The organism is Agrobacterium sp. CMT1, from assembly GCF_037203725.1.
Classification (GTDB): Bacteria; Pseudomonadota; Alphaproteobacteria; order Rhizobiales; family Rhizobiaceae; genus Agrobacterium; species Agrobacterium pusense.
On the sequence record NZ_JBBCAR010000013.1, the window covers coordinates 1 to 15,995 of the forward strand.

The following is a 15,995-nucleotide window of genomic DNA, read 5'->3' on the forward strand; positions in this document are numbered from 1 at the left end:
TTGCTGCGATCATCGCGGGGCTTGGTGTGGCGCTCAACATGCTTCCCTGGTCGACCGGCAAGCAGTTCAAGGTCGACGATCTGCCAACCGCAGAACTTCCGCCGAAATATCGGAAAGCTCGCGTCTCATCTCGTGTGGGATGAAAGCGCGGGTAGTTCCATAATAGAGCTTAGCCCGAGGTAGTCTGGAAACGTTCATGCTGACAGTTGCAGTCGGGAGCAATGGACGGTCGGTCGAAAACTGGTTCGCCGATTATCGGTGCTCGTCATTATGGCTTCGGCTCGATGTCACTGCTCAAGCTGTGAAACCAGCGCCTGCATGTTCACACGCAGTCCGTCAGGATCGTAATTGATCTCGACGCCCCCGTTCCCAGGAGGCCCATGCGGATCAGAACATCGGGTGAGGCAGATCTTATCCGCCACGGGCGTGGGACACCAGCAGGGGCACGACTTCGCGCTCAAGCCGCTCGACAGACCAGCTGTGCACAGGAGCGGATACGACGATGGCTCCCGCCGGACGACCCTCTGGTCCCGGTACCGCAGCAGCAACATTTACCTCGTCGCGGATCGACTGGCGATCCGTGAAAGCCACGCCTCGAACGCTTGCTTCCAGAATCTCTGTGCGGATTTCGTCCTTGTTCGTAACGGTAAAGGGAGTACCGGGCTGGACGGGGCTTTCCGAAAGAATTCTGTCAATCTCTCCAGGTGGCAGCCACGACAGGATCGCCCGACCACCGGAAGATGAAACGGCCGGAAGTCGCCTGCCCGGGTAGGCGGTTCTGAAAGCCGGTTGCGGTCGGCTTTGAACATGCAGCAGGTGGATGATTTCCGTGCCGTCCAGGATGCAGAAGGAACAACGCAGCCCGCATTCTTCCCGCAGCCTTATAAGCCGAGGCCATACCGACCGGAGCAACGCGTTTCCCATCTGGAAACGATAAAGAAGATCAAGCGCCCGCTCCGAGACATGGAAAGCGCGTTTGGGCTGATCTTTCTTCAGATAGCCCAGTCCCGCCAGCGTATCTGTAATGCGCTGGACAGTCGGCACCGGAAAGCCGGTCTGCTGTGAAAGTTGCGTCAGGGTGAGCAGCGGCGTTTGCAGGTGGAAAAACTGCAATAAATGCAGGCTTTTGGAAACTGCGGTCACCGCGAGCGGATCATTCTCGTCGTCGACCAGCGGCCACAGCGTGCGTGGATTTGGCTCGAGGTTGGCCGGGCGTACCGCCCGTGTCACCATCAACTCCCCCATGCGTGAGACGGTTTCGCAAAGTTGCCCGGTCACCGTGCCTGCTGCCTCCGTGTCTACAGGACCGGAAAGCGAAATCGCAGCAAGCGGCTGGCCGGCTGCATCGCGAAAAGCGGTCGCAATGACTTGGCGGGATCCGCCTTCGACAGTACCGTCAAAGGAAAATCCCACGCTGCGCTCAGAGGCTATCCGCTCGCGCAGCAAACCCGCGTCGCCTGTCCATGTTGCCAGAAATGTATCGAGTGTTGTCGCATCCATAAGAGACAACAGCGCCCGGCCTGGCGCGGTCTCGGCAAGTGCGACGCGGCTGCCAACCGGGGCAAGTGCCAGGGATGCGGCGGGTGACGGGACCCGGGCCAGCGTAACAGCGGTCTTGCCGTCGAGGAGCCAGAGGTCGGTGCTGAGGCCGGTGCGTGCATTCAGTTCCACGACCAACGGCATCACGAGATCGATCAACTCGTTGCTGTAAAGATAGACATGTGCGGGATAACACGCCCGGTGCCCGAGAGAAAGGACACCGCTCAGTGCGTCGCGTTCAAGCCAATGGGATTTGACAAGTGTATGAACCAGACGCTGGGCGCTGGATCTGTTCATCCCTCCTCGCCTCGCAACATCGGCAATTCTCAGTTCAGGCGTTTCTGGCCCGAACATCTCAAGCACGGCAAATGCCTTCTCCAGCGCGGCAATACGGGCCCGGTGATCGGACCCGTCTGAGGGTTTGGTAAAATTCATTTTGCGACGCAGCAAGATCGTTGACAAGGCTTTCAACGAACCTATAATCGATAGTCGAGAATAGCAATCGCATCGCGGTAAAATAATCCTAAGGGGAACGCCTTGCACTCTATGCCAATCGGAATGACATCATAGTCAGCTATGCCCACATGCTCGCCATGTGACGGTAAGCTGAACCTTGCAAGCCTGTCGCGTTGCGGTCTCACAGCCGCGGTTGCGAAAGCTATTGCAGTCGTATGTTTCGCCGCACCTTTGCGGCGGTACAAGTGCTCTTCGCTGCGCAAACTTTGAGGGATCGCAGCGACATTATCGAAAACGGTCCGGATCGGAAGGGTGCCGTGCGCTTGCGTGCGGGCCAATGCCCGCGCGTTTCGGTCGCTACCTGCCAAACAAAAAAGGGAACAGCGAAATCATGCACGCTCAGTTGACCAGAAAAGCAAGCCGGGCAAGAAGCCGGCTCGTTGCGGCGATCATCGCCCTTTCAGCCTGTGTTGCGGGCTTTGGAACGGATGCCTCGGCCACAACAATGATGGCCGTACCGCATTCTGGCCTGCGTATTCTCGATCCGATCATCACGACCGCTCATATCGTGCGCAATCACGGCTACATGATCTATGACACGCTGCTGGCGCTTGATGCCGATTTCAAACCGCAGCCCCAGATGGCTGACTACACTGTTTCGGATGACAAGCTGACCTATACATTCACGCTGCGCGACGGTCTGAAATGGCACGACGGCACACCTGTGACAGCAGAAGACTGCATTGCCTCGCTTCAGCGCTGGGGCAAGCGGGATACTTCCGGTCAGATCCTCTTCGACAAGACAGAAAGCCTGACGGCTACGGACGACAGGACCTTTGTTTTCAAGCTGAAGGAACCCTTCGGCTTCTTACCCGACGTTCTGGCCAAGCCGTCTTCGGTCGTGCCGTTCATGATGCCGAAACGTATTGCCGCAACCCCGGCCGATACCGCCATTACCGAATTTGTCGGTTCCGGCCCCTTCAGGTTCGTCACGGCCGAGTACCAGCCGGGCGTCAAGGCGGTCTATGAAAAATTTACCGATTATGTGCCGCGCAACGAGCCTGCGAGCTGGCTGGCCGGCGGAAAGGTGGTCAAGGTCGACCGTGTGGAATGGTTGAGCATGCCCGATGCCCAGACGGCAATCAACGCTATCCAGTCCGGGGAGATCGACTATATCGAAGCTCCGCCAGTTGATCTTCTGCCACTTGTCGAGAGCAATGACGAACTGACCGTCAAGACGCTAAACACGCTTGGCTCGCAGACCATGGGCCGCATGAATTTCCTCTACCCGCCATTCGATAACAAGAAGATCCGCCGGGCTGCTCTCAAAGCGATGAACCAGAAGGATGTTCTCGACGCGCTGATCGGCAATCCGGACTACTACACCATCTGCGGCTCGGTCTTCGGCTGCGGTACGCCGCTTGAAGCGCTGGCCGGTTCGGAAAGCCTGACCGGCGCGGGCGATATGGAAAGCGCAAAGGCACTCCTCAAGGAGGCCGGTTACGACGGAACTCCCGTTGTCATCCTTCAGCCAACCGACGTCGTGACCGTCAAGGCCCAGCCCGTCGTGGCGGCGGCTGCGCTGAGGAGTGCGGGCTTCAACGTAGAACTTCAGCCCATGGACTGGCAGACGCTCGTCACTCGCCGCGCCTCGCAGAAGCCGGTGGCTGAGGGTGGCTGGAACATGTTCTTCACCAACTGGATTGTGCCGGAAATCATGACGCCGCTTAACAATCCGATGTTGAACGGTCGCGGCGCCAAGGGATTTTTTGGCTGGCAGACAGACGAGAAGCTGGAAGCGTTGCGCGCCAAATACATCGCCGCGGCGACAGCTGAAGAGCAGAAGGCTGCGGCCGCCGAGCTTCAGGCCCATGCCATGGACGAGGTCAGCTACGTTCCGCTTGGCCAGTACAAGAACCCCTCCGTGTGGCGCAACCAGCTTTCCGGCTTCCTGGAATCGCCGGTTCCCGTGTTCTGGAACATCGAGAAAACAGAAGACTGAGCCTCGTGGAAGAACATGGCGGCATCCTGTGGATGCCGCTGCCCTGCCTGCCCAACCGACGTGAGGATGCTTATGCTCGCCTATACGTTCCGCCGAATTCTGGCCTCCGTTCCGGTAATGATCACGGTCGCCGTCTTCGTTTTTCTCCTGCTGCGCATAACGCCCGGCGATCCGGCCGCCATCATCGCCGGCGACATGGCCACGCCAGAGCAGCTTGAGAAAATCCGCGCTGCCCTCGGCCTCGACAAACCAATCGTCGTGCAATTCGTCTCGTGGTTCTGGCTGCTTCTCCAGGGCGACCTTGGCGTGTCGCTGATTTCCAATACGCCAGTCACTGCGATGATCGGCAAGCACATCGAACCGACCGTGAGCCTTGCGCTCGTCACGATCGTCCTGTCGGTGCTGATTGCCGTTCCACTTGGGGTCATCGCTGCGTGGCGCCACGGCACGTGGATCGACTATGCCGTCATGACGGTGTCGGTCGTCGGCTTCTCCGTGCCGGTTTTCGTGATCGGCTATATCCTCATCCAGGTCTTCGCCATCGACCTCAAATGGTTTCCGGTGCAGGGCTTCCGGAGCATCACCAAAGGCGTCGGTCCTTTCGCGGAACGCGCCATTTTGCCGGCCCTCACACTTGCTTCCATTTATATCGCGCTGATCGCCCGCATGACACGCGCCTCCGTGCTCGAAGTGCTGGGCGAGGATTATGTGCGAACCGCCCGCGCAAAAGGGCTGAAGGAAAATACCGTCCTGTTCCGCCACGCGCTGCGCAATGCCGCGGTTCCTGTGCTCACCATTATCGGCACCGGCTTTGCGCTGCTTATTTCCGGCGTCGTGGTAACGGAGAGCGTATTCAACATTCCCGGCATTGGAAGGCTCACGGTCGATGCCATTCTTGCCCGCGATTACCCTGTCATTCAGGGCATGATCCTGCTGACAAGCGGTATCTATGTGATGGTCAATCTCCTCATCGACCTCTCCTACTCCTTCTTCGATCCGAGGATACGGTACTGATGGCCAATTCCACGCTTTTTGGTGCCGCCATGCGGCTACCCGTTTTCGCCGGCAGAAAAAAACGCGGACAAGCTGTCCTCGTCCCTGCCATCGCGCTTGCAATTCTTATCCTGATCATTCTCATGGCTGTTCTCGCGCCATGGCTTGCTCCGCATGATCCCGTGGCCATGACGCCCTCTGCCCGCCTCAAGCCCGCCAGCGATATCTACCCGCTCGGTTCCGATGCCTACGGACGGGACCTGCTGTCGCGTGTGCTCTACGGGGCTCGCATCTCCCTTTTTATTGGTATCGGAGCGACTGTCATCTCGGTGGCTGTCGGACTGGGGATTGGCCTGGTCTCGGGCTTCTTTCGGTTCCTCGACGCCGTGGTCATGCGGATCATGGACGCACTGATGGCAATTCCAAGCCTGCTGCTCGCCATCGCCGTGGTTTCGCTCACCGGGGCAAATATCTGGACCGTCATGTTCGCCATTACTGTCCCGGAAATTCCTCGTGTGGTGCGTCTTGTTCGCTCGGTGGTGCTGACTGCACGCGAAGAGCCCTACGTCGAGGCCGCGATCGCTGCCGGTTCGGGCCTTCCGAAAATCCTCTGGCGGCATCTGATGCCGAATACCCTGGCGCCGCTCATCGTGCAGGCCACCTATGTCTGCGCCTCGGCGATTCTTACAGAAGCGATCCTGTCTTTCCTCGGGGCTGGTGTCTCCACGGAAATACCGACATGGGGAAATATCATGGCCGAGGGACGCGCCTATTTCCAGATCAATCCGCAACTGATCTTCTGGCCAGGTCTGGTGCTCTCGCTCTGCATTCTATCCATCAACCTTCTCGGTGATACGGCGCGCGATCTGCTCGATCCGCGCATGAAGAAAAGGGAGGCCGCGAAATGACGGCTGTTGCATTCGATCCCGCCACCGCGTCCGAAGTATTGCGCGTCGAGAACCTCGTCATCCGCCTGACCGGAGACGATGACAGCGTGCCGGTCCTCAACGGCATTTCGGTCACCATCCGAGCCGGAGAAACTGTGTGCCTTGTGGGCGAGAGCGGTTCTGGCAAATCGGTGACCTCGCTCGCTACGATGGGGCTCCTGCCGCGAAATTCTCTTGAACCTGCAGGGGGTACAATCCTGTTTGAAGGTGAAGACCTCCTCAAGGCCGACGCCGGCCGCATGCGGGCACTGCGCTCGAAAAGTATTGCCATGATTTTCCAGGAGCCGATGACAGCACTCAACCCGGTGCTGACGGTTGGCCGGCAGATTTGCGAGGTGCTTCAGGAGCACACGACGCTTTCAGCAAGAGAGCAGAAGATCGCCGTTCTTGAGATGATGCGGGAAGTGCATCTGCCCGATGTCGAGCGGATATTCGCAGCCTATCCCCATCAGCTCTCGGGTGGACAGCGCCAGCGTATCATGATTGCCATGGCCTTGATCCTCAAACCCAGACTGCTGATCGCCGACGAACCGACCACAGCCCTTGATGTGACGACCCAGAAGCAGATCCTCAAGCTCATCAATGAACTTCAGGAAAAGCAGGGTACCGCCGTTCTCTTTATAACCCACGACATGGGCGTAGTGGCCGAGATTGCAGACACCGTCTACGTCATGAACCGTGGCAATCTCGTCGAGAGTGGTCCGGTCGACACGATTTTAAGAGCGCCGGAAATGGACTATACCCGCACGCTTCTTTCTTCCGTGCCAAGCCTTCAACCGCGCGAGCCGCGCCCCGCGCTCTCGGACGAGGTCGTGCTCTCGGCCTCGGAGCTTGAGAAGGTGTATGGCAAAAAAGGCTTTTTCGGAAAAACCGCGGCCGAAACAAAAGCCGCGACGGATGTGTCCTTCACACTGAAGAAGGGTCGTACACTCGGTATCGTCGGTGAAAGCGGCTCTGGCAAGTCGACCGTCGCTCGCTGTATCATGCGGCTGATCGATCCCACCTCCGGCTCGATCCGCATTTCCGGACAGGAAATCGCCGATTTCTCCCGCCGGACCCTGCAGCCATATCGCCAGCATATCCAGATGGTGTTTCAGGATCCCTATCGCTCGCTCAACCCGCGTATCACGGTGGGGGAAAGCATCATTGAAGGGCCAGTAAATTACGGTACGCCGAGGCGGGACGCCCTGAAGCGAGCGCGCGAACTTCTCGCAATCGTCGGCCTGCCCCCGGATGCAGTGGGCCGCTATCCTCACCAGTTCTCAGGCGGCCAGCGCCAGCGCATCGCGATCGCCCGTGCCGTTGCCATGAACCCGAAGGTTCTCGTGGCCGACGAGGCAGTGTCGGCACTCGACGTATCGGTTCAGGCACAGGTACTCGACCTTCTTGCGGACTTGCAGGAAAAGCTCGGTATTTCCATCCTGTTCATCACGCATGATCTTCGCGTTGCCGCCCAGATATGTGACGACGTGATCGTTATGCAGAAAGGTCGCATTGTGGAATATGCCAGCGGCTACGAAGTGCTCACCAGTCCGGTTCATGCATACACCCGCCAGCTTATCGATGCCGCCCCGGGGCGGCATTGGGATTTCGCCAATTTCCGGCCGCTTGCCCCCGAAGCTGCATAATTTCCAGGAGAATGACCGATGACGTCCCGGCGTGTCGCCTTTGCCGGTTTCATTCATGAGACCAATACATTTGCTCCCACCAAAGCCACTTATGACGCCTTTCTGAAGGGATCGGGCCATCTGCCGCTCTGCCGTGGCGAGGAGATGATCGCTCTCGTCCGGGGCGCAAATACCGGTATCGAGGGCGCGCTCGATTACGCCCGGCAAGCAAACTGGGAAGTTGTTCCTATACTGCGGGCAAGCGCCGTTCCTTCTGCTCATGTTACCGAGGATGCTTTCGAGCGCATTGCCGGTGAGATCGTTGCCGGCATCGTGGCAGCGCTGCCCGTCGACGGAATCTACCTCGATCTTCATGGAGCCATGGTCTGTGAACATCTGGACGATGGCGAGGGCGAACTTCTCGCCCGCATCAAAAGCGCAGTCGGCCACGACATCCCCGTCGCTGTCAGTCTCGACCTGCACGGCAACATAACCAGGCGGTCGGTCGACGACGCCGATGTCATGATCGGCTACCGCACCTATCCGCATGTGGACATGGCCCTGACTGGCAAACGTGCCGCGGGTTTGCTTGACCGCCTGATGGATGGTGAGCGTTTTGCGAAGTCCTATCGTCAGATCGACTATCTGATCCCCATATCGTGGCAATGTACTGAGATGGAGCCGGCGCAATCCATCTACGCCCGCCTCGCAGGACTGGAGGAAGAGAAAACAATTGTCTCGCTCTCCTTCTTTCCCGGCTTCCCGGCTGCCGATTTCAACGATTGCGGTGCGACTGTTCTCTCCTATGGAACGACGCAGGAAGCAGCTGATCTTGCCGCCGACGAGCTGAAGGCCCTGATCGACGCCAGTGAGCCCGCCTTTGCCGGGCGCGTCTACAGCGCTGATGAGGGCGTAAAGGAGGCAATCCGTCTTTCCGCAACCGCCGCAAAGCCTGTCGTGCTTGCGGATACGCAGGACAATCCCGGGGCCGGTGGCGATTCCGATACGACCGGAATGCTGCGGGCTCTCATCGACAACGGTGCACAGAACGCGGCGCTTGGCCTGCTCTATGACCCTGAGGCTGCGCTGGCAGCACAGGCAGCAGGCGTCGGCGCAACGATCCGCATCGCGCTCGGTGGAAAATCCGGCATTCCCGGTGACGAGCCGCTTGAGGCCGAGTTCATCGTCGAAGCATTGTCCGACGGGTTGACACGCGTCACCGGTCCCTACTACGGCGACACCCTGATGCGGCTTGGACCTTCAGCGTGCCTCAGGATCGGTGGCGTTCGCGTAGCCGTAGCCTCTCACAAGGTGCAGATGGCCGACCGCGGCCTGTTCCGTTATCTCGGCATCGAGCCGGAAACGTCGAGCATTCTCGTCAACAAGAGCTCGGTGCACTTCCGCGCAGATTTCGAACCGTTTGCCGAGACAATTCTCGTTTGTGCCGCACCCGGTCCAATGGCCGTTGACCCGGCTGCCCTTCCATGGAGGAGGCTTCGCCCGGGCGTCCGCCTCTCCCCTCTCTCTGCCGCCCTCTCCTGATCCGTCACTTTTTTGAATTCAAGGATACAGCAATGCCCGTTATCGAGAAAATTGCCGCCTGGCACGATGAAATGACTGCCCTTCGCCGTGACATTCACGCTCATCCGGAGATCGGTTTTGAGGAGATACGAACTTCCGCCATCGTTGCCGATAAGCTGGCGAGCTACGGCATCGAGGTGCATCGCGGCATCGGCAAGACCGGCGTTGTCGGCGTTTTGAAGGGGGCTAAGGGAAGCGGGCGTACCATCGGCCTGCGTGCCGACATGGACGCGCTGCCGATGGAGGAGCGTACCAACCTGCCTTACTCGTCGAAAATAGCGAACCGCTTCCACGGCTGCGGCCATGACGGTCACACGACCATGTTACTTGGTGCCGCGCGATACCTCGCCGAAACCCGCAATTTTGCCGGCACGGCCGTATTCATTTTTCAGCCCGGCGAAGAAGGCTGCGGAGGGGCTCGCGCCATGCTTGCAGACGGCCTGTTTGAACGTTTCCCCTGTGACGAGCTCTACGGGTTGCACAATATGCCGAACGAGGAGCCGAACAAGATCGGCATCAAGCCGGGCACCGCAATGGCCGGCGCTGATTTCTTCGATTTTCACATCAAGGGACGCGGCAGCCACGGTGCGCGTCCCGAAGGGTCCAAGGATCCCGTCATTGTCGCAACTCACTTGGTCTCGGCCCTGCAATCGATCGTGTCGCGCAACATTTCTCCACTTCGGTCAGCCGTGGTGTCGGTCACGCAGATTCATGCCGGCTCCGCCTATAATGTCGTTCCGGAAGAGGCGACAGTCTCCGGCACCGTGCGTTATCTCGACCGCGAGGTGAATGAACAGATCCGTGAGCGTATGCGCACCATCGCAGCCGGCCTTGCCGCGTCTTTCGAAGTCGAAATTGAAACAGACATTCGCAATGTTTTCGACGTCCTCATCAATACGGAAGAACTTGTCGAGGGCTTCGCCGATGCCGCCCGCGACATCGTGGGTGCAGACCTTGTCTATGCGAAGGACGAGCCTGTCATGGGCAGCGAGGACTTTGCCGATATGCTCTACAAGGTGCCCGGCGTCTACTGCACCGTTGGCCATGCCGGATCGGTACAGCTGCACAATCCGGGCTTTGTTCTGGATGACAATATTCTGCCGGTTGGTGCGAGCCTTCTGGCGCGTGTCGTCGAAAAACGTCTGGCCGCCTGACGCCCATGCCCTGCCACAAGATCGGGATTGCTCCCTCCCTTGAGCGCGGGCGTCCCGTCACGATGAAACGAGCCCCCTATTATGGATTTCACCAAACTTCCCCTTGATATAGACGCCATGCTGAAGCGTCTCAGGCCCTGGATAGAATGCGAAAGCCCGACATTCGATGCTGCAGCCGTGGATCGCATGATGGATCTTGCTGCCACCGATTTCGCAACGATCGGTGCCACAATAGAACGAATCCCCGGCCGTATGGGACTTGGCGGCAGCCTGCGTGCGCGTTTTGGCGACACGCACGGCACGCCTGGAATTCTTGTCTCCGGTCATCTCGATACGGTTCACCCGGTTGGCACGCTGAAAGAACTCCCGTTTCGTATCGAGGATACACGTGCCTACGGCCCGGGCATACTCGACATGAAGGGTGGCAATTTTCTGGTACTGGAAGCAATGAGGCAGCTTCTGAACACGGGCATCGGCACCCGCCTTCCCGTCACCGTCTTGCTGACCCCCGACGAAGAGATCGGCACACCCTCGACGCGGGACCTGATCGAGGCTGAGGCCCGGCGCAACAAATACGTGCTGGTTCCCGAACCGGCACGGGAGGAGAACGGGGTGGTCACCGGTCGCTATGCCATCGCCCGCTACAACCTGGTGGCCCGCGGCAGACCCTCGCATGCCGGCGTTTCGCCGAAATCCGGGCGGTCTGCAATTCGCGAAATGGCCCGCAGGGTGATTGAAATAGATGCAATGAGCGACGACGACTGCACTTTTTCCGTTGGCGTCATGCATGGCGGGCAATGGGTCAATTGTGTCTCTTCGCTGTGCACGGCCGAGGCACTGTCCATGGCGAAAACCGATGACGATCTCGCGTCCGGTGTCGCCCGAATGCTCAATTTGTCAGGGGTGGAAAACGAGGTGGAGTTCTCGGTCACCTGCGGCGTCACCAGACCCGTCTGGCCACCGGACCGTCCGGAAACCATGGCGCTTTACGAAAAGGCTCGTTTGCTTGCCGACAGTCTTGGGGTTTGCCTTCCCCACGGCAGTTCAGGCGGCGGTTCCGACGGCAATTTTACGGGCGCGCTCGGCATTGCCACGCTCTGTGGCCTGGGGCTGCGTGGCGCAGGTTATCACACCCTCGAAGAGCACATCGAAATTGACAGCCTGATTGATCGCGGCAGGCTTATGGCCGGTCTTCTGGCGACGCTGGATTGAGGATAGAGTAATGACAGGCGACATCACCCGGCTCTCCGCAGCCGCGCTTTCCAGGGCAATCCACCTGCGGCAGGTTTCCTGCCTCTCCGTGATGGAAGCCTATCTCGATCGCATCGACAGTCTCAATCCGGCCGTGAATGCGATCGTCTTTCGTCGACCAAGCACACAGTTGCTGGAGGAGGCGCGCGCCTGTGACCGGGAACTTGAGGGGGGTCGCTCGCGCGGATGGATGCACGGGTTCCCCCAGGCGGTAAAAGATCTCTCCGAAGTTCAGGGCCTGCCGTGCTCCTGGGGGTCGCCGCTCTTTGACAATTTTGTTTCCACCGCCGACAGTCTCCATGTGGAACGTGTTCGCGCCGCCGGCGCGATTTTCATTGGCAAGACCAACACGCCCGAATTTGGCCTTGGGTCCCATACGACCAACCCTGTCCATGGCCCAACCCGAAACCCCTATGACAGGACCAGAAGCGCCGGCGGTTCTTCCGGTGGCGCGGCGGCGGCGCTCGCATGCCGGATGCTGCCGGTCGCAGATGGCTCTGACATGATGGGCTCGCTGCGCAATCCTGCCGCCTTCAACAACGTTGTCGGCTTCCGGCCGAGTTTTGGGAGGGTTCCAGGCACAAAAGGGAACGAGCTTTTCCTTGGCCAGCTTGCCACTTCAGGCCCCATGGGCAAGACGGTGGAGGACGCCGCTCTGCTTCTCGCAACGCAGGCAGGTTATGACCGGCGCGACCCGCTATCCCTGGCGGATGAAAGTCTCGCGATCCGAGGTCCTGCAACGACACAGGGAATGAAAGTCGCCTGGTTTGGTGATTTCGGTGGATATCTTCCCTTTGAGCCCGGGGTTCTGGATGTCGATCGCAAGGCTCTCGCCGTCCTGGCGAACATGGGCTGCGATATCGATGAACTCGTGCCGGATTTCGAACTGCCGAAACTCTGGGAAGCGTGGATGACATTGCGCAGCTTCAGCGTGACCCACGGCCTGCGCGCCTTTTATGACCAGCCGGAAACACGGTCGCTTCTCAATCGGCAACAGATGTTTGAATTCGACATCGCGCTTTCGTGCAGTGCCGCCGATATCTTTAATGCGTCCGTCGTCCGGACAGCCTGGTACCAGTATCTCTGCAGATTGTTTGAACGGTACGATTTTATTTTGATGCCGAGTGCACAGGTATTCCCTTTCGATATCGATCTCTCGTGGCCGACCGAAATCGACGGAAAAGCCATGGACACCTATCATCGCTGGATGGAGGTCGTGATCGGTCCCACGCTGGCTGGACTTCCCGTGGCGGCCGTTCCCGCGGGATTCGGGGTTAACGGGTTGCCGACTGGTATACAGCTGGTGGGACCACCACGCAGTGACCGGGCAACCCTTGAATTTGCACTGGCGTATGAGCAGTCAGCTGACATCCAGACGGGTGATGTGGTCATGTAAACCCCTTTGGCGCTCCGGGGCTTTCTTTGAAGCGCGAGCCGGTCTGAGACGGATAGCTTATGCGGCTTGTAGCAAGTAATATCGTCTCGTTGGACCGGGTCCTGCGTTCAATTGCGGAGCCATGAGTATGGTTTCTGTTGCATCCCGGGCTTCCGTCTGTTCGCAACAACACATCTCTGCCATTGCCTGTAGCGGCTGAGGCGCTATCATGGGGATGCTGTGGGGCGCTAAGCTTTGGGAGGAGCGATACGTGAGACGGATGTGGCCAGATGAATTTGCGTTTCTGCTGGACGATGCGGAAGAGGTCGACTTGCATATTCCACCAGTGGCACATGAGGATGGATCGCCGGGAAAAACCATTTCCAGGAAGGCTTTGAAAGTTCGTATCAGCCAGCAGGACTTCGAGAAAATTTGGCCGCTTGCCGAGGCTCGCTATCGGTTGAACGGCAGGTTTGCGGGCAAGGCCATTACGCTGATCGCCAATAATCCCCATTACCAGAAGTGGCATCCCTCCGATGGCGGCAGTGTCGAAACCGTGTCGGATAGCGGTCAAAAATATACCACGCCTTATGTGATCGTGCACTTTCTGCTGGATGATGTCCGCGAGCCTGTCGAGGTTTAGTTCGCAGAGCCGCCTGCCGTCAGTTAGCCCCGGCCTTTCATGGCGTCCCGATATTGGACGTTGCGGGAATAGTCTCTCGCTTCAAAGGCTCTCGCATATGATCGAACGATCGTTGAAGATTGAGGCAGCCATTGTATGAAAACGGGAGACGCGGCCGCTGGCCGCGCCCTTCGGGTTCAGAAGCCGCTTTTTGCAAGAAATGCCCTGCTGGCTGCCAGATCATCGAGAATGCTGCCAGTATTACGCGGATCGCGTTCCTGTTCGATGGTGATATAGCCGCCATAACCAAGTTCGGTCAGGAGGCTGCGGATGGCTGGATAGTCAATCGAGCCGCGGCCTATCGGACACATCACGCCCTTGGCGCAGGCCTCGAAGAAGCGGATGCGCTCCGCCATCACTTCCTGAAAGACCGCGGCGTCGATATCCTTGAAATGAATGTAGTCGACGCGATCCCAATAGCGGCGCAACGTGGCGACGGGGTCCATGCCGGAATAGGCCATATGGCCGGTATCGAGGCAGAAACCCGCAAGATCTGCGGGAATGTCCTCAACGATCTGCTGCAACTCATCGGCAAACTCGATGTAGCCGCCGGCATGGGGATGTAAGGTGGCGCGCACGCCATATTTGTCCCGGGCGAGCGTTGCGATGGCCCGGATGTTCTCCACCATGCCCCGCCAGGCGGTTTTATCGAGACGTGGCGCGCGGTCAGAATGTCCGGCGGCATAATCACGCTCGTCATGGCCCCAGTCCATCACCGTCAGATAGGGGGCGGAAAAACGTTGGCCCGCATGGGTTTCCGGCTTTGGCAGGCGCGTTATCAGCGCGCAGATCTCCTCAGTCTGGCGTAGCAGATTGTCGCGATTTCCGGGTGAGACCAGATCGTCGAAGATGGTGCCGGCGACGATCTTGAGGCCTCGTTCATCCAGCGCCTGCGAAACGCGCCTGAGGTCGAGCGGCAGATAACCGTAGGGGCCGAGTTCCAGACCGCCGAAACCGGCTGCTTTCGCTTCGTCCAGCACCCTTTCCCAATGGGGAAGATGCGGGTTCTTGACATCGTCGACGCCCCAGCAGCAGGGAGCGGTGGTGATGGTGATCGGGTTGGTCATTTGATCCTCATGGCGGCAGCGGCATCGGCCTGTTCTCTAGCCCGGTGCAACGTCTCATCGGTTGATGGCGGCTTGCAGGGCAACGATGGAGGGCCGGCTGTCCGCTTGGTGAATATGATGAAATCCTCACATGAAGGCTGACCCAGCCGGAGGAGGATTGATCCGGAATGCCCTTAAATTCATTATGCGAAATCGACCCAGGTGGCACCGGCATCGGCCGAACGAACGCAGTTTTCCAGCCAGCGGACGCCTTCTGTGCCGGCTGCGATGCCGGGATAGTGATGGGTCTTGAGAAAAGCCCTGTCACCGCGATTGGCCGCATCGATTGCCTGGGCGATCCAGAGGTAAATGTTCGACCAGCTATCACCGAGACCTTCGGTGTGCAGCGCGCCCATACGATCGACAGCAAGGCTCTCCTCTTCCAGATACGGCATGCCGTGATGCAGGATACGCTCCGGCTCGCCCTGAACCTGATAGATCAGCTGATCGGGACGCGAATCGGACCATTCAAGCGACGCCCTGGAACCGATGAAGCGGTAACGCTGCGACCCCATATTGCCGGCATTGACGGAAGAAACCCACAGACGCCCGCGTGCGCCATTATCATAATGCATGAGTACCGTCGCATGGTCCTCCAGCGGCGCCCGCGTCGGGATGAAAGCCTTCCGGTCGCAAAGCAGTCGTTCCACCTTCATGTGCGGCAGCACGATTTCCGAGAGATAATAGAGATGCGTACCGATATCGCCGAGCACGAAGGTCGGGCCAGCGGTACGGGGATTGGTGCGCCATTTGACGGCCTCGCCTGCGCCCGCATCGTCGCCGGCATTGAAGCCGTGGGTATATTGCAGATCGACGATGCGGATATCGCCCAGCATCCCCTTTTTGACCATGGCAGCCATCTGGTGCACCAGCGGATGGCCGGTATAGCCATAGGTGACGCCGACGATCAGTCCCTTCTGTTCGGCCAGCCGCGCCACCTCGTCACATTCTGCAACGGTGAAGAATAACGGTTTTTCGCAGATGACGTGCAGCCCGGCTTCAAGGCAGGCCTTGGTGATCTCGTAATGGGTAAAGTTGGGGGTGGCGATGGAGACGACGTCGATACCGTCTTTGCGCGCGGTTTCGCCAGCTATCAGTGCCCTGTAATCCGGGTAGCAGCGTTCCGCCTCCACGCCGAGATTGACGCCGAAATCGCGGCCCATTTCGGCATCCAGGTCGAAGGCGCCGGCGACGAGCTGGTAATTGCCATCGCGCAGGGCGCCGGTGCGGTGCTTGTATCCTACCTGTCCCGTGCGGCCGCCGCCCACCATGGCCCAGCGCAGCGGTCGCGAAATCAGTCTT

The 15,995-nt window shown here is 59.0% G+C and carries 12 protein-coding genes; 9 read left to right on the plus strand and 3 right to left on the minus strand.

Features of this window, described 5'->3' with window-relative positions:
• Positions 1-411 precede the first annotated feature (411 nt).
• Entirely contained in the window at positions 412-2,082 is a 1,671-nt protein-coding gene (locus WA845_RS15115) for an IclR family transcriptional regulator (RefSeq protein ID WP_337322440.1), read from the minus strand.
• Between the two features lie 304 nt (positions 2,083-2,386).
• Between WA845_RS15115 and WA845_RS15120 the strand changes: the two genes are divergently transcribed.
• From WA845_RS15120 to WA845_RS15160, 9 genes are all read left to right on the plus strand, one after another.
• Positions 2,387-3,997, plus strand: a complete 1,611-nt coding sequence (locus WA845_RS15120; RefSeq protein ID WP_112555419.1) for an ABC transporter substrate-binding protein — start codon at positions 2,387-2,389, stop codon at positions 3,995-3,997.
• A gap of 72 nt (positions 3,998-4,069) precedes the next feature.
• A complete protein-coding gene (locus WA845_RS15125) occupies positions 4,070-5,011 on the plus strand; it encodes an ABC transporter permease (protein WP_004437414.1) in 942 nt (313 codons plus the stop codon).
• A 29-nt stretch (positions 5,012-5,040) separates the two neighbouring features.
• A complete protein-coding gene (locus tag WA845_RS15130; RefSeq protein ID WP_223215483.1) occupies positions 5,041-5,898 on the plus strand; it encodes an ABC transporter permease in 858 nt (285 codons plus the stop codon).
• Complete coding sequence (locus WA845_RS15135) at positions 5,895-7,565, plus strand: ABC transporter ATP-binding protein (RefSeq protein WP_112555280.1); 1,671 nt, start codon at positions 5,895-5,897, stop codon at positions 7,563-7,565. The genes WA845_RS15130 and WA845_RS15135 overlap by 4 nt, the downstream gene beginning before the upstream one ends.
• 18 nt (positions 7,566-7,583) lie before the next feature.
• Positions 7,584-9,086, plus strand: a complete 1,503-nt coding sequence (locus tag WA845_RS15140; protein WP_037090487.1) for a M81 family metallopeptidase — start codon at positions 7,584-7,586, stop codon at positions 9,084-9,086.
• A 32-nt stretch (positions 9,087-9,118) separates the two neighbouring features.
• Positions 9,119-10,279 (plus strand): M20 aminoacylase family protein, encoded by a 1,161-nt coding sequence (locus WA845_RS15145; protein ID WP_112555282.1) that lies wholly within the window; start codon positions 9,119-9,121, stop codon positions 10,277-10,279.
• An 81-nt stretch (positions 10,280-10,360) separates the two neighbouring features.
• Positions 10,361-11,491 carry a M20/M25/M40 family metallo-hydrolase gene (locus WA845_RS15150; RefSeq protein ID WP_112555284.1) on the plus strand — a complete coding sequence of 377 codons (1,131 nt, stop codon included), beginning with the start codon at positions 10,361-10,363 and terminating at the stop codon, positions 11,489-11,491.
• Positions 11,492-11,501: 10 nt separating this feature from the next.
• A complete protein-coding gene (locus tag WA845_RS15155; protein WP_112555286.1) occupies positions 11,502-12,926 on the plus strand; it encodes an amidase in 1,425 nt (474 codons plus the stop codon).
• 259 nt (positions 12,927-13,185) lie between these two features.
• A complete protein-coding gene (locus WA845_RS15160) occupies positions 13,186-13,548 on the plus strand; it encodes a hypothetical protein (RefSeq protein WP_112555288.1) in 363 nt (120 codons plus the stop codon).
• A 176-nt stretch (positions 13,549-13,724) separates the two neighbouring features.
• On the opposite strand, the gene WA845_RS15165 is transcribed toward WA845_RS15160, so the two are convergent.
• Both WA845_RS15165 and WA845_RS15170 read right to left on the minus strand, forming a co-directional pair.
• The gene (locus WA845_RS15165) at positions 13,725-14,654 is read right to left on the minus strand and encodes a sugar phosphate isomerase/epimerase family protein (RefSeq protein WP_037090496.1); all 930 of its coding nucleotides are present in this window, start codon (positions 14,652-14,654) and stop codon (positions 13,725-13,727) included.
• Between the two features lie 182 nt (positions 14,655-14,836).
• Positions 14,837-15,964, minus strand: a complete 1,128-nt coding sequence (locus WA845_RS15170; RefSeq protein WP_112555421.1) for a Gfo/Idh/MocA family oxidoreductase — start codon at positions 15,962-15,964, stop codon at positions 14,837-14,839.
• Positions 15,965-15,995 lie beyond the last annotated feature (31 nt).